This is a genomic window from Haladaptatus marinus, assembly GCF_051194195.1.
The window spans coordinates 505,372-521,869 of the sequence record NZ_JBLZNK010000002.1; the positions used below are offsets into that span (position 1 = coordinate 505,372).

The window sequence follows — 16,498 nt, forward strand, 5'->3', positions numbered from 1 at the left end:
AACTCGGCGGTAGAATACGATATGAATGTGGACGGCTGGGGTTGCCCGGCGTTCCGGACCGGGGAATCCCGGTTGCCTCCTCCACCCCGCGATCCTACGAGCGACAGATGTCCGATGGTCCGCTGCTCACTTCCGTGCCTGACGGATTGCCACCGATTAACTGCGACGAAACACCCCTGCGAGTGTTCGACGCAGACCGCTGGCCCCGCAGGACGAGGCTTCTGCGTTGGCTTTCGGGGCCCGGCCCGGTCTGACCGGACGTGCCCGGAGTTCAGTTCCCGCTCAAGACCATAGCGCGGGCAAGGAGCAGGGCCTAACTGCTCAACCTAGTCCACTCCCATCTAACCGACACCACCTTAAGGGCCTTTCGGGTTCCGTCCCCGATTTCGGGGTTCCGTCTCGGAGTTCCGCGAGACATCACCAGCCCCAACTCACCCAACTGTCGCGATAGCGACGACGTTCGAGAGGACGACGAGCATCCCGACGACGAGATAGACGAGACTTCCGAGTCTGAACGTCCGCCGTGAACGATGCGTCCAACCCGAAAGAACGACGAGGAGAAGGACAGTAATCGCCTTGATGAGAACCAGACCGAACAACCCCATCTCCTTGAGAAGATGTGCGACGAAGGGATTTCCCTCTTCCAAGCCGAGTTCGAGTCCAACCCCGGTCGTCACTACGTCGCCGAGCATCACACCGAGAATGGCGACCAACAGCGGCAGGGAGACGTGCGACCACAGGTGAGAGTAGTCGGGTGGCACAATCCATCTCCATCGCCACGTCACTTTGTTATAGGCAGACTGTCAGGGAGTAACAACTCGCTGTACCACGAAAAGGGAAGACTACAACACGTTTCGTGCGTACCAACCGGCGCTTGCCGGGACAGCGAACGTGACGAGTGCGAAAATCCAGCGATGGGTGGAAAGTGAGTCCATTCGTGCCGCTTCCACGAGCGTATCTGCTGGTGTCACGACTGCCCACCAGAGGGTAATGGCTGCCATGAACACGCCGAGTACGAGGGTAACGCCAGCAATGGTCGCCGGGTCGCTTCTGTCTTGCAATCCCGAGCCAAATGCGATGAGGGAAACGAGCGCAAAGAACGTATCGAGCAGGTCGACCGGAACGGGAATCGTCCCGTAGTAGACGCTTACTGCGGTTGCTGGGGCGAGGAAGTACGGCAGCGAGAGGAGCAAAAGCACTGCCAGGCACGACACGATTCCGACTTTCGGCGCGAGTCGCTTGCTCATGTCCGAAACCACTCACGCGAATGAGTTAAACGCCGCGTTTGAGTCGGAAAAATCACATTACTCCGGAACGAACGGCCGAACATGGGTCTCGGAAGCACGGCCAAGAAAATCCAAAAAGTCGCTGACACTGCGGAGAAACTGTACGCCAAACTGAACGAGTTGCGAGAGCAAGTGCTCGCCATCCGCGATTCGCTAGAGGCGACGGACGAACGTGTCCAGCAACTCGAAATCAAAAACGCCGAACAGAAGGCACTCATCGAGGCGTTGGCCCGCGAACAGGGCATCGACGTCGAATCTGTGTTGGACGACGTGGAACCGCCGGAATCCGTCGAGGAAGAAGTCGCCGAAAACGAACCTGGAAGTGACGACACGAAAGACGAATCCCCACAAGCGAGCACATAACAACGACTAACAGTCCGGCCTTCCTTTTCTCGCGCATGACGACACATCGGGAACCGCTCGATTCGGTGCTGGATACTGTCGGGCAAACGCCGCTCGTCCGCCTTCAGGATGCACCCGACGAGGTGCCAGTGTACGCGAAGTTGGAGTCGTTCAATCCCGGTGCGAGCGTCAAAGACCGCATCGGGAAATACATGGTCGAACAGATGCTCGAATCCGGCGAACTCGTTCCCGGCGGAACGGTCATCGAACCGACCGCCGGAAACACCGGGATCGGGTTCGCGCTCGCCGCGGGGCAGCTCGATGTGAACGCCGTTTTCGTCGTCCCCGAACGGTTCAGCGTCGAGAAACAGCAACTCATGCGTGCACTCGGTGCCGAAGTTATCAACACACCGACTGAAGACGGGATGGGTGGCGCAATCGACCGCGCCCATCAACTCGCCGAGGAGACGGAAAACGCGGTGGTTCCACAGCAGTTCGAGAATCCGCTGAACGTCAAAGCCCACTACGAGACGACCGGGCCGGAAATCGATGCGGCACTAGACGGGAAGGTCGGCGCAGTCGTCGCCGGATGTGGCACCGCGGGAACCCTGATGGGAATGGCGAAATACGCTCGGGAGCAGCATCCCGACACCTACGTCGCCGCGGTCGAGCCGACCGGCTCGCTTTACTCGACGACTCTTGGAGCCGACGTGGAGGAAGAAGAGTACAAAATCGAGGGTATCGGCACCCACGACCCGACGACGAACGAACTGTTCGACCCCGACCTCGTGGACGAAGTCGTGCAGGTGCCCGACCACACCGCTCACGATGAGCTGAAACGACTCGCGCGCGAGGAAGGTCATCTGGTCGCCTCCAGTGCGGGCGCAGCGAGCGTCGCCGCCCGACAGATTGCAGAGAAGATTCAGGCGGGCGAAATCGACGCCCCCTACGACTCTGTCGTCACCGTCTTCCCCGACTCCAGCGAGCGTTACCTCTCGAAGGGAATCTATCGCTCGTTCGCGGAGTGGGACGGATAGGCTCGAAACGCTCTTTTCGAGGCAGTTACCCCCGCAAGTCACCCTTTTCCTGCTCCCGTTCTATCCGCTAGAGACGCTCGATTCGGGATGCTGTCGAGGGATGTGTCGGGAAGGTGCTGGTGAGGGAGGGGCCAAGCAGTGGAAACGGGCTGGCGGGTTCAGTTCGGTTCGATTCGACGATGGCAAACGCCGCTATCTCGACCGTTCGCAAATCGTCCGTCGGCCGGTTCGCAACCCCTTCGTCGATTTTTCGAAGGGCGCTCGCAAGGGCCGATGGATTGCCTGTGAGGGTAACTGCTCCTTTATCGGCAACGAACTCCCTCGTTCGAGCCAGGGAGGCCCAAAGGACGTATCCACAGAACCAAATCGGCGGCACGACCGAAAGCCCGAACGTGAGGAGTACGTCCCCCCGACTCGCACGACTTGGCTGGCCGTATTTGACGCCTCGTGTATGGCCCCTGAAAAGCGAAATAACGCGGTCGGTGGCACCGATTGGAAGCGTAGAGAGGGCCATCACCGACGCATCACGATTCTTGATATGTGCGAGTTCGTGTGCAATAACTGCCTTCAGCTCGTCGTCTGCAAGCATTTCGACTATTCCCTCGCTAACAATCAGTCGCGCGCTTTGCGGCGTAAATCCGGTCGTCAACGAAAGTGGCGTGTCCGTTGGTGCGATGAATACCGTCGGAACTGGTGTGTCCGCCTGCTGCGAAACCGACCGAACGAGAGCCAACAGTTCCGGATACTCCTCCGGCTCGGTTTTCATTGCACCGAGTGATGAGACCGTGTAGTCCGGAGCGTGACGCTCGCCCCACGCGACAAGCGCGAGTACGACCACCGCAGAACAGCCGAGAACCACGAGGAGAAGCTGCATCGATGGAACCGCCAAAACGGTGAACAGGTAGAGAATCGTGAACAAAATAGTAAGCACGCTACCGCTTACGAGTGCCGTGGCAACCATCGTCAGCAACAGCAAGACCAGCGAGGCACACATACGAGCGTGTAGCCAAACGTTCGAGAACCGATTCATATCCAAAAATGTTCTTACAGTAACAAGAAAATATCCCTTCGCTCAGCGGTATTGGGAAACCGAACATAGCTCATCGATGCTCAGTATCGGAAACGTTGCTCTACAATATCGACTGTCAGTGTTCGGCTATTCCGAATCCTAACTGCGTTCCACACCACGCCCGCGAAGGGAGAAACGGAACGAGAAACAGTCGCATCATCGATGCACGGACGGGGAGTTGGTTCGAAAATAGAAGATGGCGAAACGTCCGTTTCAGCGCTCGAAGCGGCGGGTGTTTCGAGAGATCGGTCAGAACAACAAATATTTCATAGCTGTTTCCTACCCCCTATGTCAACCCGCAGTACACAAACATCGTCGGTGCGTGACCGAACCCCCGTCCGGGAACACTGGGCGTCACGAGCCGGATTCATCGCTGCGGCAATCGGAAGTGCGGTCGGTCTCGGGAACATCTGGCGATTCCCGTACGAGGCGGCTGGTCACGGTGGCTCCGCGTTTCTCATCGTCGATTTCATCGCCATCCTCCTCATCGGACTTCCTGCTATGCTCGCCGAATTCGCCATCGGACGGCGAGCGCATCGGAACGTCATCGACGCGTTCGGAGCCGGAGGACGGATGTGGAAACTGGCGGGCGTTCTTGCGGCCGTCTCCGCGTTTTGGGTCGTATCGTACTACAGCGTCGTTGGAGGGTGGGTCATTCGATACCTGCTCGAAAGTCCGAGTGGGGCGTACTTCAGTAACCCCGCCGTCCACTTCACCGGTGCCGCCTCGGGTATGGATGCGGTCTTCTTTACGAGCGTGTTCATGTTCATCACTATCGGTATCGTCGCGTTCGGAATCGAACGCGGTATCGAACTCGCGACCAAGCTGATGGTGCCCGCCATCGTCGTCCTCATGGTCGCCCTCGCGGTGTATGCCGCAACCCTCAGTGGTGCGGGTGCTGGATACGAATACTTTCTCGAACCCGACTTCGGTTACATCCTCTTGAACGCCGATACCCTCATTCCCGCCGCTGTCGGCGAGGTGTTGTTCACGTTATCGCTCGGTTCCGGCATCATGATCACCTATGCGTCGTACGTCGAGAAATCCGAAAGCCTCGTCGCCGACGGGTTGGCTGTCGTCATCGTGAACACACTCGTCGGCTATCTCGCCGGTCTCATCGTCTTCCCCCTGCTCTTCGCACAGGGTGTGAAGCCCGGTGAAGCCGGTGCCGGAGCCATCTTTGTGAGCATCGCGAACGCGTTTCGGACGCTTCCGGCCGGAGAGGTGCTCGGTGTCGTGTTCTACCTCGTGGTTCTCATCGCAGCGGTTTCGTCGGCGATCAGTCTGCTCGAAATCCCCACCGCATACTTCGTCGATAACTTCCCGATTCCAAGGCCGATAATCGCCGGAGTGATAGGTCTCGGTGCATTCCTTCTCGGCGTTCCATCTGCACTGGATATGGCCACGTTGGAACTGTTCGATTCGGTTGCGAGCGAGGTTTTGCTACCCATCGGAATCTTCCTCGTCACCGTGTTCGTCGGGTGGGTGTACGGTCGGGAAGCGATGGCCGAACTCGGTGAAGGGCTCCACGAGCGATTGCTACCTCGGTGCTGGTTGTGGCACGTTCGAATCGTCGTGCTCGTTGCGGTTGGAATGACGCTGGTGATCAGTATCGTCTCGTTCACAGACATCAACGTCGTCCAGTGGCTGTCGTAGCCGATACACGACGCGCCGAGCGCTGGTACCCCATCTCCCGTCGCCGGTCGCAGATTACCTCTTCAGCCGCTGGTGTTCGACTTTCATACAGTGGTCATGAACCACCCGTTTTCCGGCGTCTTCGGCACGTTTCGCGGCGTCGTCATCCCGAATCCCCAACTGTGTCCACACGACATCCACGTCGTCGCGTTCGATGGCGTTGTCCACGATGTCGGCGACTTCCTCGCTTGGGCGAAACACGACCACAATGTCGACGTCTTCGGCCACGTCAGTGAGCGAATCGTACGTGTTTCGACCGAAAATCTCGTCCGCGAATGGGTTGACTGGGATGACGTCGTAGCCGTGTTCACGGAGATATTTCGGAATTTCGTAGGCGTCTTTTCCGGGCGTCGAGGAACAACCGACGACCGCTACGGTGTCGAGTTCCAAGATGTCACGAAGTTCGTCGTCACGTTCCACTGGCATAGGAGGACTGACGCGATGAGCGCGCAAAAGGATTCGGCCGACGACGACCAAGAATAAATGTCGTCGGCGAAGACAACCGGCGACAGTCGCCGTTCACAATGGTTGCCAAGTAGTCGTCGAACCGATGCCTTTTACCCGGATTTCGGAGTCGTTACCCTCGGCCTCCCGGACTTCGATTTCCCCGTCGAACAGCTGTCGAAGCGTGCTCATCGTCTGGTTGTCGTGGGCCATAGAATCGATGACGAACAACCCCAACGCTTCCGCACTCTGAACACGACCGGTAAAGACGTGTAAAAAGCGAAAGACGGTCTGCAGATTCGAGTACATGAGAAGCGTCGAAAGCGAGTCGAACGCGATTCGATTCGCCCGCACGCCCGAGTCGTAAAACTGCTGGAGAAACTCGGAGAGTTTGATACCGATGCCCGTCATATCGACCGGCGAGGACGCAAACTCGATGCCGTCGATTTGGCGCGGATTCATCCCCTGCTGTTTCGACACGCAGTCGACGACGCCGACGGGCGTCGTCGTATCGAGCCGTGAATTGTACTCCGAGAGAATATGCTCACCACCGTCTTTCGTCGTGACGATGATTGCGCCATCACCATCGCCGCCGTTCCCCCCGTGTGCGAGGATGTCGAGCGCGATATCCCGCTTACCGGTCATCGACGGATCCGAAATGAGCAGGTTCGTCCCAGAACCGACTTCCATATCCGAGAACGTGTTACCTAAATTGTACATGCTGGCACCTCACAGCGGAGTAGAGGTCGAAAAACGACACTGTATCGGTGTCGATTTTTCTCCCCCGGTCTCATCTGGGATTAATATATTGGATTTTACATATCTTCTTTTTGATTGCTGGTTGATCCGTTCGGAAGGTCACAGTAGCACCGCGATTCGACCCACCACGAAGGCGATTGCGGCGAGGAACATACCGTATTTCAAATGGTTTTGTCCCGCGGTCGGGTCGTCGAAGCTCTCGTAGACGGCATAGAGCATAATACCGTCCGCCGGAAGAACTATGGCGAGATACGGGAGGCCGAACGTCTCCCAGAGATACGGCAATGGACTCGCTGCCACGGCGATAGCGAGAAAGAGTGCACCGATGGCAACCGCGGGTCGTGCACCGACGGCCAACGGGAGCGTGTTCAGTCCCTCCTCGCGGTCGCCAGCCATATCCTCTACGTCTTTGACGATCTCACGCGTGAGCGTGGAGAGGCCGGCCAGCAAGAAGAGAACGAAAGCGGCACGAATCCCACCGCCAGTCACCACCGGGACGGCGACGGTTCCAGCATCGGCCGCCACCGCCACGCTCCCGAACAGGAACGTACTGCCACCGAGGTACGCAACGACGGCGTTTCCGACGCCCGGCAGTCCTTTGAACAGTTTCGTGTAGGCCACGAGCGCGATGAGATTGACCGCCGCGATGGCGATTGCGAGCAGGGGGAGAAACAGCGCTGCAACCATAGCCCCGGCGAACAGTGCGCCGCTGAACAACAGTGCACCGTTCGGGGAAACCGCACCGCGGGGAATCGGACGCTCCGGTGCGTTGATACGGTCGATTTCTCGGTCGAAGTAGTCGTTAATCGCGTTCCCGGCACCGGTCGCGAGCCACGTCGCAGCCACCGCGGCGATGACCTGAATTGGCTTCGAGTCGGTGAAAACGCCACCGGCGACGAACGCTCCGATGAACGTGAGCACCCCTGCCGCGAACGCGTTGCCCGGACGCGTGAGTTCGAACAGTCCTTTCGCGCGTCCGTCAGTAGCCATACGGCGACGTACTCGGCCCACCCGGTATAAATGGACTGGATGTGAATTTCCGCGAGACGAAACCACGACGTTTAAAAGGTGCCACGCAATAGGTTGTGGTACAGGGCGCTTAGCTCAGTCTGGACAGAGTGCTTGGCTTCGGACCAAGCTGCCACGGGTTCAAATCCTGTAGCGCCCATGATTTTGCTCCATCATTCGAATCCAACAGCCGGGCGTACAGTCCTTATATACTCGCGCACCGGTTTTCAGACGATTTGAACACGCCACATGACGCCATCGGTACCGTCCCTCGATTTGCAGAGAGCCAAACGCTGAGTAGTAGCATAAACCTACTGTGCATCGGAACGCCAAACTCTGTAGTGGTCGGCAGCAACCATCGGCTGACGATGTGGAAGATTTCGTTTGAAGCGTTCGATGGCTCCTATTTGAGCAAGATTCTTTAACAAAATATGCAATCCTACTAACTCGTCGTTTGACATTTGTAGGGCATCTCCCGAAGCTATGCATAAGAATGCCGTTGACCTGCGAAGGAAACGCAACCGCGGCCAATTGCATAACGCACTACTGTCTCCCTTCCAGTTATGCACTACGTAGCCGGTGCGTTGTAATTGCCAGCTGGTATCGTCGCTTGTTTATCCTCGTGGAGGCGTCTAAATGAGAGACATCAGGGATGCAGTCCCTTCGGGTACGAAGAGGACATCTGGCGAGTGTGAACCGCGCTGTCCAGTGCATGGGACTGCCAAAATCCGCGTCATGACTCACGATATTCCAGCGTGGGTCTGTCCACGATGTCGGCCAGAGCAGCAAACGAGGGGCAAATAATGACGGCAAGCGGCTCGAATCAACTATCGTTCTCGATACCGCTCCGAAACCTCCCCAACCGGTCGCTGACTGCAGACGAACTCTGTACACTGTACAAATTTAGCCGCGTTGTAGATGTGCTCGCTGGTCCGGCATGGGAGCCAATACTCCCGGACTGTCACAAAGAGTACGATGCGTTCGTTATCGTCTACGCGGGTTCGACGACAGCGTGGATACTCTCGTCGGTAGGCTGGCAACGAGTGTTCGCTATCGCCGGTCGGTGTCCAATCCGAGCGGCCGTCGCCGTCGAAGAGGCAGAATCCCATCAATCGTCCGGACAGCGGTGTGCATTGCATCCTTCCTGGGAGGTCAATTGATGAGTCCAGCCGAAGCTCCCGACACGGACTCGCACAGCGGTGACGACGACCCTGGCTTAGAGCAACCCCACCGTCGAGGTGAGCCGGTTTCACCGCCGCGGCCGTGCATTGAAGGCGCGCCGTTGTCCATCTGTATCGGGCCAGACAGGCGGCATCACGACCCGCTTGCGCGCTGCTGGGAATGCTTCCGGATTGCACCATCGAGCGTACTTATGTCGCTTGGTTCGGCCTCAGACAACGATGCGGCCGCAGTCGAAACTGACGGGCGGGGAGAGCGATGACCGACATGCTTGCGCGTTGCTTTGGTTGCTTCTGTCTCGCACCGATGTGCGTCCTCGTTCCGCTGGAACAGGAGGGAGAGGCATGACCACGGCAGTCGCCGGTGCCGAACCGGTCTCTATCACCGTCACGCCGCAAACGGCGACCACGCCCGAATGTAAAAGTCCCACTGCTGAGACCACCGCATGTAGCGCGCAGAATTGGCCATGGGGGGACGACACGCGGGCCGCCGCCAAAACCGCGATATTCGAGTACTTGACGCGAAGCGAGTGTTGGGACGCCGTTCCGGTTCTCGTCAACGAGGTGTTTGGGGTGCAACCGGACGGAGGCACCGCCGAGTATCAACTTGCTCGACGATTCGTTACTGATGAATGCCCTGAACTGTTCGAAACCGACCGATTCGACGGGTGTCGGTGGGTCTCGCCGACGCCCGCCGCCCTTCACTTGACCCGCAGTAAGCAACGCATGGGTCACCCGCGTGCGTTGAACGGAGCTGAACTCGGGCGGCGGTTCGGAGTGAACCGCTCGACGACACACAACGATTTCGACGTACTCGCCGAGTACATCACCGAGACGAGCACGAAACGCCGGGACATGATTAATGAGATAGTTTACCATCGGGCGATTCGAGAACTGCAGGCAGATGGCGACCACTACAAGGCCGCGAAGGTGCTCTCGATGTGGAACGACTGGCTGATGGATCGCGGGAAAACCTCCTGCGCAGCTGACAAGACCGAACTGGCGGTGACGGGAACCGACGAAACCGACGCGATTCGCGTTCTTTCGACCAGCGATACCGACATCGACAGCGATGGCGACCAGTCCCACGGCGAAATTACGGATACAGGCGGGTGGTAGCCGATGGGGTCGCGTCCCGTCTCGCTCGAACTCCAGTGGGAACCACACGACGGGCAACGCACGGTTCTGAACGAGTCGGCCCGCTTTCGTATCGTCGCTGCTGGCCGTCGCCCGGGAAAGTCAGAGATGGCGGCGATGGCACTCGTCGTCTTCGCTTGCCGCCATCCCGAGTCGCGGTGTGCGTGGGTCTCACCGACCTACAAACAGAGCGACATCGGGTGGGAACAGATTCGCGCGGCACTGCCGGAAACGCTGGTCGCATCGGCGACACGCTCAAAACCACGGTCGCTGGAACTGGTGAACGGCAGTCGCATCGATTTTCGGAGTGCCGACCGTCCGGATTCGATTCGTGGGGTTGGGCTCGACCTGTTGGTGCTGGACGAAGCGGCGTACGTCCCCGAAGAGACGTGGCACCGCGTGCTCCGCCCGACGCTCACGGACACTGAAGGGCACCTGCTGGCGATTTCGACGCCGAACGGACGCAACTGGTTTCACGACCTGTTCTTACGCGGGCAGAACGATGACGACTGGACGGCCTATGCGTCATTCCAATATCCGACCGCGACGAATCCGTACGTCTCAGACAGTGAAATCGAAGAAGCCGAAGCCAGTGTTACCCAACGGGTGTTCGCTGCCGAGTATCGCGCAGAGTTCACCGACAACACGGGCGGTGTTTTCCGGAACGTCCGCGAGTGCATCAGCGACTACGATTGGGAAGCGTACGACGGCGAACGCCCCTTCCGCATTGGCGTGGACTTCGCCCGCCACCACGACTATACGGTGATTATCGCGGTGGATGCGACAGGCACACTCGTCCATTTCGACCGGCGGAAAGGCCAGTCGTGGCCCCAAATTCAGGCAGCCATCGAACGAGCCTACGACCAATATCCGGGGCGGTGTCGCGTGGACTCGACCCGTGACAACAAAATCGTCGCGGACCTCGAACGAGCAGGTGTTTCGGTTGACCCGGTAACCTTCTCGTCACAGCGCAAGCAGGCACTCATCGAAAATCTCGTTACCCGTCTCGAACAGCGTGAACTGACGCTCCCCGACATTCTCGTTCTCCGACACGAACTCCAAGCGTTCGAATATGAGGTGACGCAAGCCGGAAACGTTCGCTACAGTGCCCCTTCGGGCCAGCATGACGACGTGGTTGACGCGCTGGCTCTGTGCTGTCACGAAGAGTACGCCGATACCGAACCGAAACGGACTGCCCGAACGCCGTTTGCGTGACAAACGGACCTAAAGAATCTTGCCATCGAAAAATGAAAGTCGCCATGATTAGCCTGCGGGATTTCCGGGGCCACCATTGCTCGGATTGTCTCCGGGGGCGCCATTGTTCCCACCGTTGTCGCCTTCGTTTTCGGAGACGGGTGTGCGTTCGTCCCGTTCATCGAGGAGATGACCCCACCTCTCGTGGCCCCGCTACCGGGCGGCGGAACGATGCGGATGCAACCGATTTGGGTCGAAGACCTCGCTCCGATGCTCGCTGACGGCATCGAGAACAATAGTCATGGAAATAAGATGTACGAAATCGGTGGGCTGGAGTGACTCACGTTCGCCGAAATCGTCGAGTGTATCTGTGGCGGTGTCACCGTGAGACCAGTGCCGATGTCGGTCTCGTCGGTCGCGTTTTCGGTCGCTTCTCGCCTCCCTGCCGTCCCGTTCGGTCGGGATCAGTATCGCGTGTTGCAACACGACAATACGACGGAAACGAACGACGTGACCGCATTCGGGGTGAAAGAATCAGAACTCCGGACGCTCGAAGCGTACATGGAAGGCGTGAATCGATGACGGCTTTTCGGCCGTGACCCAGATCCGGTCGGGAGTATTGGTTGACGAACGCGTACGTACTGCCGCCGAAGCTACCGTCGTCGTACCGTCACGAGCGGCGCTAGTCGTTGCATGGAATCGTGAATTCTCGATGTTTTCCGAAGAGCGGTACCGACCCAATGTCACGGGGAAGTCGTGCCTGTGCCTGATAGATATAGGTGGTTCCCGGCCTGAGACGCCATTCCTCGTTTTGGTCGCTCACGCCCTCATTTCCGTAGTCGAACGTCAATGAGAACGCCGGACCGCGTTGGTCGTCGGACTGCAACTGATTCGGCGGCGCATCCGGATTCCACAGTTTGATTTCCTCACCATAACTTCCCGACATCGTCCCTTTCTTTTTGTACGTAAACCCGACCCAGACGTTCTCATGACCACCAAATCCAGTCATGTTGCCGAATAGGGTGACTCGCCGATTCCCTGCCTCGGCGTCCTTCGTAATGACTCGTGGTGTTTGGTCGGTATCGGTAATCGCTCCGACGGCTTGCTCCCCAAGCGCACCGAGTCCGGTGACACCGATGGCGGCGGAACGAAGCACTGTTCTGCGTGTCGGTCGGGAAGGCGGATTCGAATTCAACATGCTACCTCGGAACATGCACACGGGTATCTTTGTTATGCGGTGCCTTCTAATCAATCGGCCAATATTTTGTGGCATCTACAGAAAATCCGCATTATTTTCAAATTCAGAGAATTTATCGCGCATTTACCTCGATACAGTACACCTCCAATACGTCATCGTCCAGCCATCCGATGACTCGCGGGTTACCACCTGACAACCATGTTAGCGAACGATTATGGCTCCAGTTACCATTCGACAAACCATGGTGTGTCCGTATCTCGAATATTCGAACGGAACCGATGAGACGGCGTTCGATGAACCACGAGCCTTCTGTACCGTAATCGACGAGTTCGTCCAACCGATGCGCGCGGACATCTGTAACGGCCGGTACGGACTGAACCACGAGCGCGACTGCGAACTCTATCGCGAACACGTCGATGGAGACGACGAATGAGCTACGAAGCCTACCTCGGTGGCGACCCGGTAATCGTCACGGCGGCGGTAACTGGCGGCGTCCACGGCAAAGAAGCCAACCCGAACATTCCGGAGACACCCCAAGAAATCGGGTGTGCCGCTGCCGCCGTCGAGGAAGCGGGTGCCGCAGTCGTTCATCTGCACGCCCGGAAACCGAACGGCGAGCGCACCTTTTCCACCGAGCGGTTTCAGGCGATAGACGACGCCGTCAGGGAACACACGGACGACATCATCATTCAGCACTCGACTGGCGGGACGGGAGCACCGGACGAAGACCGGCATCTCCCCCTGCGAACCGATCCGCCGCCGGAGATGACCTCGCTCGATATGGGGCCGCTGAATCGGTACGACCATCTCACGAGCGAGAATACGCGGGGACTGGTGGACAGCCTCTACGACGAGATGGAAGAACGCGGCATCAAACCGGAACTGGAGGTGTTCAACGACGGCCACCGAAACGAGGTTTTCGGGCTACTGGAGCGTCGTGACCTCGCCGACCCGGTGTACGCCACGCTCATTTTCGGGCCGGGAACGCTCACGCGCCCGACGCCGAGGAATTTCCTCACCGCAATCGAGGATTTGCCCGACGGCACACTGTTCAACACACTCGGATTCGGCAAGCACCAACTCCCGTTTTCCTCGATGGGAATCGTCTTCGGTGGCCACGTACGGGTCGGGTTGGAGGACAACGTCTACTACCGACGAGGTGAACTCGCGGAGAGCAACGCACAACTCGTCCGCCGAGTCGTGCGGCTTGCGGACGAACTCGAACGCGAAGTCGCATCGCCTGCGCAGGCGCGAGAAATCCTCGGACTGTGATTTTCGGCCGAGTTCCGGAATCACGAGATTCAAACCACTTGCTCCCGATTTCTACGTCGAATGCTGCCGTTGTTTCACGATTTCAGTGACGAAACCGTGCTCGTCTTCGGCGGGGGACGCGTCGGTCTGCGGAAAGCGCGATTTTTCGCCCAAGAAGCGAACGTCATCGTCGTCAGCACGGAGTTCGCGGACGAACTCCGCGTGGCATCACAAATCAGGGCACACGTCGCGCCGGACTCCCTTTCGGACTGGTTCGACCGAACCGACCCCGCACTCGTCGTCGCCGCAACCGACGACGGCGCGCTCAACGAGGCAATCGAGCGGAGTGCACGGGAGCGAGGCATCCTCATCAATCGTGCTGACCAGCACGGTGCCCGCGACATCGGTAGCATCGTGGTTCCTGCGACGGTTCGAGATGGAGATGTCGTTACGGCGATCGGAACCGGCGGGCGAAGTCCCGCGCTAAGCAAACAGCTGCGCCGGCAAATCGAGCCGCTGCTTCGCGGTGCGGACTCGATGGCCGATTTGACCGCTGTTCTCCGCGAAGAGTTGAAGGAGCGGGGGATTTCCACGGAGAAACGTCGACAGGCGATTCATGCGGTCGTCAAATCGGAATCGGTGTGGGGCGCTATCGAGGACGAGCGAGATGGGAACGGTGATTCCGGCGGAACAGACGCACGTGCAGAAGCAGAGAGAGTCGTCAGCGACAGCCTCAATCGAGACTGAGCGTTCCGTCGCCGTGTGGGTTCGGTGCGATTTCCTTCCCGGATTTTCGGTCGATGACGTGGATGACGCCAGCATCCTTCTTCGCGGGGCAGACCTCCGCGGCACGGACGTTTTCTTCGAGTTCACCTTCCCCAAAGAAGTACGCTTTCGGCGCTCCAAGCCCGGTCGAAAAATCCATCTCCCAGTTGGCCGCGACCTCGGCGCACTTCCCCGCGCCGAAACAGCGACCGCCCTCAAAAATTATTTTGTACGGCTTTTCCTCGACCGGCGGCGTGTTCGTCACGGGGTGAACCTCCGCAGTTTTGTGAGCGTTTCGAGGGCATTCCCATCGGCAATCGTCGCGTTGGCTTTCTCCAACCCGGCGTCGAGCGACGCCGCGCCGCCGCCAGCGTAAATGCGGAACGCCCCATTGAGCGCGACTGCGTCGGCGAACTCGTCCTCGCGGTCGCCCGAAAGCACCGATTCGGTGATTCGAGCTGAATCTGCGGGGACAGCATCGACTTCGAGGTCGTCCCGGTCGAAGGACATCCCGTAGTTCGCGGTTTCGATTTCGTAATCCGTCAACTCGCCCGAACCGTCGTTCCATTCGGCGACTTTCGTGTAGCCGGGTCGAATGTCGTCGTAGCCCTCCAGCCCCTGAAAGAGGATTGCGCGTTCGACCGTGGACGTTCGACTTTCCCGAAACGTGTCGATGATTCGCTTCGCAAACGAAAGATGGTAGAAACTGCCGAGATGAACCTCGGCGTCGGCGGGGTTCGCTAAGGTTTCGACCGTGTTGACGAACGTCCGAACGCCGACCGCAGAGCGGCGGTTCAAGAGCGCACCCACACCCGGATTGAACCGTGATTGGTCGTAGAACCCGAAGCCAACCGAATCGACCATCTCCGCGCTTTCTTCGGGCGCGAGGTCGGTTTCAACGCCGAGTTCCGCCAGCACGTGGCGATACGCAGTACCTTCGGTCATCGGCACTCGGTCACCGCTGTGAACAACCACGGGCGTTCCCGAGGCCGCGGAAACCAGTCCCGACGCCACGCCGAGCAGTGCGGTTTCACTCTTTCCGTCGTAGTTGGCGCCGCAGTCTACTGGATCTACATCGGGAGAAGCGACTTTCACGGAGTTATCCCGCATGGCATCGAGAAATCCAGCCAACTCTTCTGGTGTGTTGCGCTTCCAGCGGTTCGCCACCCAAAACCCTCCGAGTGCGGTCTGGTCGGCATCGCCGGAGAGAATTCGTTCGAAGGCTTCGTAGGCCTGCTCGTAGCTCATGTCCTCGGCGGATTTCGGGCCGGAACCGACCTGCGACATCAGATCTCGTAGCTCCATCATTCGACACCTCTATCGGAGACGGCAGTTTCGGGTGCGGGGGCGAACCCTACCGACGGCGCACCCTGGAGATATTCGACAACGTTGTCCCGGACGGACACCACGTCGCCAACGACGGTGACGGCGGGGGGTTCGATGCCGACCTCGTCACGCCGTTCGACGATAGTTTCGAGCGTTCCGGTGACGGTGAACTCGTCGTCGCGAGTCGCTCGCTCGACCATCGCAACCGGCGTGTCCGAGGACACGCCGCCTGCTCGAAGCGCGGCAACGTTGTCTGGAAGTCTGCCCACGCCCATCAGAATGACGAGGGTGCCGCCAGCCTGAACGGTCGCGGACAGTGCGTCCCAGTCGAGCGCACTTTCCGGTTTCGTCGGGTCTTCGTGGCCCGTAACGACGGTGACGCAGGATGCGTGGTCGCGGTGGGTTACTGGAATCCCAGCAACGCCCGGCCCGGCGACTGCGCTCGTGATACCGGGGACGATTTCGAAGTCGATTCCGGCAGCGGCGAGGTGCTCCGCTTCCTCGCCGCCGCGGCCGAACACCGTCGGGTCGCCGCCTTTCAGACGAACCACGTCCTTTCCTTCGCGCGCTTTCCGCACGAGCAGGTGATGTATCTCCTCCTGTGTGGTTCGCTCACCGTTCGGGCCGGGTCGCTTGCCGACGGAGATGATTTCGGCCGTCTCCGAACAGGAGTCCACGATTCGGTCGTCAGCCAACCTGTCGTGGAGGACTGCGTCCGCCGAATTCAGTACTTTACGCGCCTTTACCGTCAGCAGTTCCGGGTCGCCCGGCCCTGCACCGACCAGATAAACAGTTCCTGTGTGCATCGA

23 protein-coding genes, 1 tRNA gene and 1 other RNA gene are annotated in these 16,498 nt (G+C 58.9%); 13 read left to right on the forward strand and 12 right to left on the reverse strand.

The features are described 5' to 3' along the window. Window positions 1-25 precede the first annotated feature (25 nt). The 3 genes from ffs to ACN2TU_RS04720 all read right to left on the reverse strand — a co-directional run bounded on the left by ffs (window position 26) and on the right by ACN2TU_RS04720 (window position 1,247). An RNA gene (ffs, locus tag ACN2TU_RS04710) (signal recognition particle sRNA) lies at window positions 26-337 on the reverse strand. A gap of 94 nt (window positions 338-431) precedes the next feature. After that, the gene (locus ACN2TU_RS04715; protein ID WP_435153383.1) at window positions 432-761 is read right to left on the reverse strand and encodes a DUF5658 family protein; all 330 of its coding nucleotides are present in this window, start codon (window positions 759-761) and stop codon (window positions 432-434) included. Window positions 762-842: 81 nt separating this feature from the next. Next, complete coding sequence (locus ACN2TU_RS04720; RefSeq protein ID WP_435153385.1) at window positions 843-1,247, reverse strand: DUF7548 family protein; 405 nt, start codon at window positions 1,245-1,247, stop codon at window positions 843-845. Window positions 1,248-1,328: 81 nt separating this feature from the next. On the opposite strand from ACN2TU_RS04720, the gene ACN2TU_RS04725 reads away from it, so the two are divergent. Further along, complete coding sequence (locus ACN2TU_RS04725; protein ID WP_435153387.1) at window positions 1,329-1,649, forward strand: DUF5798 family protein; 321 nt, start codon at window positions 1,329-1,331, stop codon at window positions 1,647-1,649. A gap of 35 nt (window positions 1,650-1,684) precedes the next feature. Beyond that, window positions 1,685-2,665, forward strand: a complete 981-nt coding sequence (locus tag ACN2TU_RS04730; RefSeq protein WP_435153388.1) for a PLP-dependent cysteine synthase family protein — start codon at window positions 1,685-1,687, stop codon at window positions 2,663-2,665. A 67-nt stretch (window positions 2,666-2,732) separates the two neighbouring features. Here the strand turns inward: ACN2TU_RS04730 and ACN2TU_RS04735 are convergent, their stop codons facing one another. After that, window positions 2,733-3,659, reverse strand: a complete 927-nt coding sequence (locus ACN2TU_RS04735) for a M48 family metalloprotease (RefSeq protein ID WP_435153390.1) — start codon at window positions 3,657-3,659, stop codon at window positions 2,733-2,735. Between the two features lie 363 nt (window positions 3,660-4,022). On the opposite strand from ACN2TU_RS04735, the gene ACN2TU_RS04740 reads away from it, so the two are divergent. Further along, window positions 4,023-5,390 (forward strand): sodium-dependent transporter, encoded by a 1,368-nt coding sequence (locus ACN2TU_RS04740; protein ID WP_435153392.1) that lies wholly within the window; start codon window positions 4,023-4,025, stop codon window positions 5,388-5,390. A 54-nt stretch (window positions 5,391-5,444) separates the two neighbouring features. Here the strand turns inward: ACN2TU_RS04740 and ACN2TU_RS04745 are convergent, their stop codons facing one another. From ACN2TU_RS04745 to ACN2TU_RS04755, 3 genes are all read right to left on the reverse strand, one after another. Next, entirely contained in the window at window positions 5,445-5,855 is a 411-nt protein-coding gene (locus ACN2TU_RS04745; protein ID WP_435153393.1) for a CoA-binding protein, read from the reverse strand. 93 nt (window positions 5,856-5,948) lie between these two features. Next, window positions 5,949-6,593 (reverse strand): DUF7504 family protein, encoded by a 645-nt coding sequence (locus tag ACN2TU_RS04750; protein WP_435153394.1) that lies wholly within the window; start codon window positions 6,591-6,593, stop codon window positions 5,949-5,951. Between the two features lie 138 nt (window positions 6,594-6,731). Further along, a complete protein-coding gene (locus ACN2TU_RS04755; RefSeq protein ID WP_435153396.1) occupies window positions 6,732-7,622 on the reverse strand; it encodes a geranylgeranylglycerol-phosphate geranylgeranyltransferase in 891 nt (296 codons plus the stop codon). A 103-nt stretch (window positions 7,623-7,725) separates the two neighbouring features. Here ACN2TU_RS04755 and ACN2TU_RS04760 point away from each other — a divergent pair. Then, window positions 7,726-7,800 (forward strand) — tRNA-Arg (locus ACN2TU_RS04760). Window positions 7,801-7,951: 151 nt separating this feature from the next. Here ACN2TU_RS04760 and ACN2TU_RS04765 read toward each other — a convergent pair. Then, window positions 7,952-8,101 (reverse strand): hypothetical protein, encoded by a 150-nt coding sequence (locus tag ACN2TU_RS04765; protein ID WP_435153398.1) that lies wholly within the window; start codon window positions 8,099-8,101, stop codon window positions 7,952-7,954. A 342-nt stretch (window positions 8,102-8,443) separates the two neighbouring features. Between ACN2TU_RS04765 and ACN2TU_RS04770 the strand changes: the two genes are divergently transcribed. From ACN2TU_RS04770 to ACN2TU_RS04795, 6 genes are all read left to right on the forward strand, one after another. Then, window positions 8,444-8,800, forward strand: coding sequence for a hypothetical protein (locus tag ACN2TU_RS04770; protein WP_435153399.1), 357 nt, complete (start codon window positions 8,444-8,446; stop codon window positions 8,798-8,800). Then, a complete protein-coding gene (locus ACN2TU_RS04775) occupies window positions 8,800-9,081 on the forward strand; it encodes a hypothetical protein (RefSeq protein WP_435153401.1) in 282 nt (93 codons plus the stop codon). The genes ACN2TU_RS04770 and ACN2TU_RS04775 overlap by 1 nt, the downstream gene beginning before the upstream one ends. A gap of 82 nt (window positions 9,082-9,163) precedes the next feature. Further along, entirely contained in the window at window positions 9,164-9,937 is a 774-nt protein-coding gene (locus tag ACN2TU_RS04780) for a hypothetical protein (protein WP_435153403.1), read from the forward strand. A 3-nt stretch (window positions 9,938-9,940) separates the two neighbouring features. Then, on the forward strand, window positions 9,941-11,170 hold the full coding sequence (locus ACN2TU_RS04785) for a phage terminase large subunit (protein WP_435153405.1): 1,230 nt from the start codon (window positions 9,941-9,943) through the stop codon (window positions 11,168-11,170). Window positions 11,171-11,338: 168 nt separating this feature from the next. Further along, window positions 11,339-11,488 carry a hypothetical protein gene (locus ACN2TU_RS04790; RefSeq protein ID WP_435153407.1) on the forward strand — a complete coding sequence of 50 codons (150 nt, stop codon included), beginning with the start codon at window positions 11,339-11,341 and terminating at the stop codon, window positions 11,486-11,488. A gap of 60 nt (window positions 11,489-11,548) precedes the next feature. Continuing rightward, window positions 11,549-11,731 (forward strand): hypothetical protein, encoded by a 183-nt coding sequence (locus ACN2TU_RS04795; protein ID WP_435153409.1) that lies wholly within the window; start codon window positions 11,549-11,551, stop codon window positions 11,729-11,731. A gap of 100 nt (window positions 11,732-11,831) precedes the next feature. Here the strand turns inward: ACN2TU_RS04795 and ACN2TU_RS04800 are convergent, their stop codons facing one another. Continuing rightward, on the reverse strand, window positions 11,832-12,347 hold the full coding sequence (locus ACN2TU_RS04800; protein WP_435153410.1) for a hypothetical protein: 516 nt from the start codon (window positions 12,345-12,347) through the stop codon (window positions 11,832-11,834). A gap of 241 nt (window positions 12,348-12,588) precedes the next feature. Between ACN2TU_RS04800 and ACN2TU_RS04805 the strand changes: the two genes are divergently transcribed. Genes ACN2TU_RS04805 through ACN2TU_RS04815 form a run of 3 tightly spaced genes read left to right on the forward strand, consistent with a single transcriptional unit; the run spans window position 12,589 to window position 14,345 of the window. After that, the gene (locus ACN2TU_RS04805) at window positions 12,589-12,780 is read left to right on the forward strand and encodes a hypothetical protein (protein WP_435153412.1); all 192 of its coding nucleotides are present in this window, start codon (window positions 12,589-12,591) and stop codon (window positions 12,778-12,780) included. Beyond that, on the forward strand, window positions 12,777-13,619 hold the full coding sequence (locus ACN2TU_RS04810; protein ID WP_435153414.1) for a beta-keto acid cleavage family enzyme: 843 nt from the start codon (window positions 12,777-12,779) through the stop codon (window positions 13,617-13,619). Before ACN2TU_RS04805 ends, ACN2TU_RS04810 begins: the two co-directional genes overlap by 4 nt. A gap of 60 nt (window positions 13,620-13,679) precedes the next feature. Beyond that, window positions 13,680-14,345, forward strand: a complete 666-nt coding sequence (locus tag ACN2TU_RS04815; RefSeq protein ID WP_435153416.1) for a precorrin-2 dehydrogenase/sirohydrochlorin ferrochelatase family protein — start codon at window positions 13,680-13,682, stop codon at window positions 14,343-14,345. Here the strand turns inward: ACN2TU_RS04815 and ACN2TU_RS04820 are convergent. Genes ACN2TU_RS04820 through cobA form a run of 3 tightly spaced genes read right to left on the reverse strand, consistent with a single transcriptional unit; the run spans window position 14,332 to window position 16,495 of the window. After that, complete coding sequence (locus tag ACN2TU_RS04820) at window positions 14,332-14,628, reverse strand: ferredoxin (protein ID WP_435153418.1); 297 nt, start codon at window positions 14,626-14,628, stop codon at window positions 14,332-14,334. The genes ACN2TU_RS04815 and ACN2TU_RS04820 overlap by 14 nt on opposite strands. Further along, window positions 14,625-15,671 carry an anthranilate phosphoribosyltransferase gene (locus ACN2TU_RS04825; RefSeq protein ID WP_435153419.1) on the reverse strand — a complete coding sequence of 349 codons (1,047 nt, stop codon included), beginning with the start codon at window positions 15,669-15,671 and terminating at the stop codon, window positions 14,625-14,627. Before ACN2TU_RS04825 ends, ACN2TU_RS04820 begins: the two co-directional genes overlap by 4 nt. Next, entirely contained in the window at window positions 15,668-16,495 is an 828-nt protein-coding gene (gene cobA, locus ACN2TU_RS04830; protein WP_435153421.1) for a uroporphyrinogen-III C-methyltransferase, read from the reverse strand. The genes ACN2TU_RS04825 and cobA overlap by 4 nt, the downstream gene beginning before the upstream one ends. Between the last annotated feature and the right edge of the window lie 3 nt (window positions 16,496-16,498).

Coding starts and splice junctions, on each gene's coding strand:
- ACN2TU_RS04740 (WP_435153392.1), top strand. CDS start 4,023: ATGTCAACCCGCAGTACACAAACATCGTCGGTGCGTGACCGAACCCCC.
- ACN2TU_RS04735 (WP_435153390.1), bottom strand. CDS start 3,659: ATGTGTGCCTCGCTGGTCTTGCTGTTGCTGACGATGGTTGCCACGGCA.
- ACN2TU_RS04775 (WP_435153401.1), top strand. CDS start 8,800: ATGAGTCCAGCCGAAGCTCCCGACACGGACTCGCACAGCGGTGACGAC.
- ACN2TU_RS04795 (WP_435153409.1), top strand. CDS start 11,549: ATGTCGGTCTCGTCGGTCGCGTTTTCGGTCGCTTCTCGCCTCCCTGCC.
- ACN2TU_RS04825 (WP_435153419.1), bottom strand. CDS start 15,671: ATGATGGAGCTACGAGATCTGATGTCGCAGGTCGGTTCCGGCCCGAAA.
- ACN2TU_RS04720 (WP_435153385.1), bottom strand. CDS start 1,247: ATGAGCAAGCGACTCGCGCCGAAAGTCGGAATCGTGTCGTGCCTGGCA.
- ACN2TU_RS04745 (WP_435153393.1), bottom strand. CDS start 5,855: ATGCCAGTGGAACGTGACGACGAACTTCGTGACATCTTGGAACTCGAC.
- ACN2TU_RS04725 (WP_435153387.1), top strand. CDS start 1,329: ATGGGTCTCGGAAGCACGGCCAAGAAAATCCAAAAAGTCGCTGACACT.
- ACN2TU_RS04805 (WP_435153412.1), top strand. CDS start 12,589: ATGGTGTGTCCGTATCTCGAATATTCGAACGGAACCGATGAGACGGCG.
- ACN2TU_RS04815 (WP_435153416.1), top strand. CDS start 13,680: ATGCTGCCGTTGTTTCACGATTTCAGTGACGAAACCGTGCTCGTCTTC.
- ACN2TU_RS04800 (WP_435153410.1), bottom strand. CDS start 12,347: ATGTTGAATTCGAATCCGCCTTCCCGACCGACACGCAGAACAGTGCTT.
- ACN2TU_RS04755 (WP_435153396.1), bottom strand. CDS start 7,622: ATGGCTACTGACGGACGCGCGAAAGGACTGTTCGAACTCACGCGTCCG.
- cobA (WP_435153421.1), bottom strand. CDS start 16,495: ATGCACACAGGAACTGTTTATCTGGTCGGTGCAGGGCCGGGCGACCCG.
- ACN2TU_RS04730 (WP_435153388.1), top strand. CDS start 1,685: ATGACGACACATCGGGAACCGCTCGATTCGGTGCTGGATACTGTCGGG.
- ACN2TU_RS04750 (WP_435153394.1), bottom strand. CDS start 6,593: ATGTACAATTTAGGTAACACGTTCTCGGATATGGAAGTCGGTTCTGGG.
- ACN2TU_RS04790 (WP_435153407.1), top strand. CDS start 11,339: ATGACCCCACCTCTCGTGGCCCCGCTACCGGGCGGCGGAACGATGCGG.
- ACN2TU_RS04770 (WP_435153399.1), top strand. CDS start 8,444: ATGACGGCAAGCGGCTCGAATCAACTATCGTTCTCGATACCGCTCCGA.
- ACN2TU_RS04765 (WP_435153398.1), bottom strand. CDS start 8,101: ATGTCAAACGACGAGTTAGTAGGATTGCATATTTTGTTAAAGAATCTT.
- ACN2TU_RS04780 (WP_435153403.1), top strand. CDS start 9,164: ATGACCACGGCAGTCGCCGGTGCCGAACCGGTCTCTATCACCGTCACG.
- ACN2TU_RS04810 (WP_435153414.1), top strand. CDS start 12,777: ATGAGCTACGAAGCCTACCTCGGTGGCGACCCGGTAATCGTCACGGCG.
- ACN2TU_RS04785 (WP_435153405.1), top strand. CDS start 9,941: ATGGGGTCGCGTCCCGTCTCGCTCGAACTCCAGTGGGAACCACACGAC.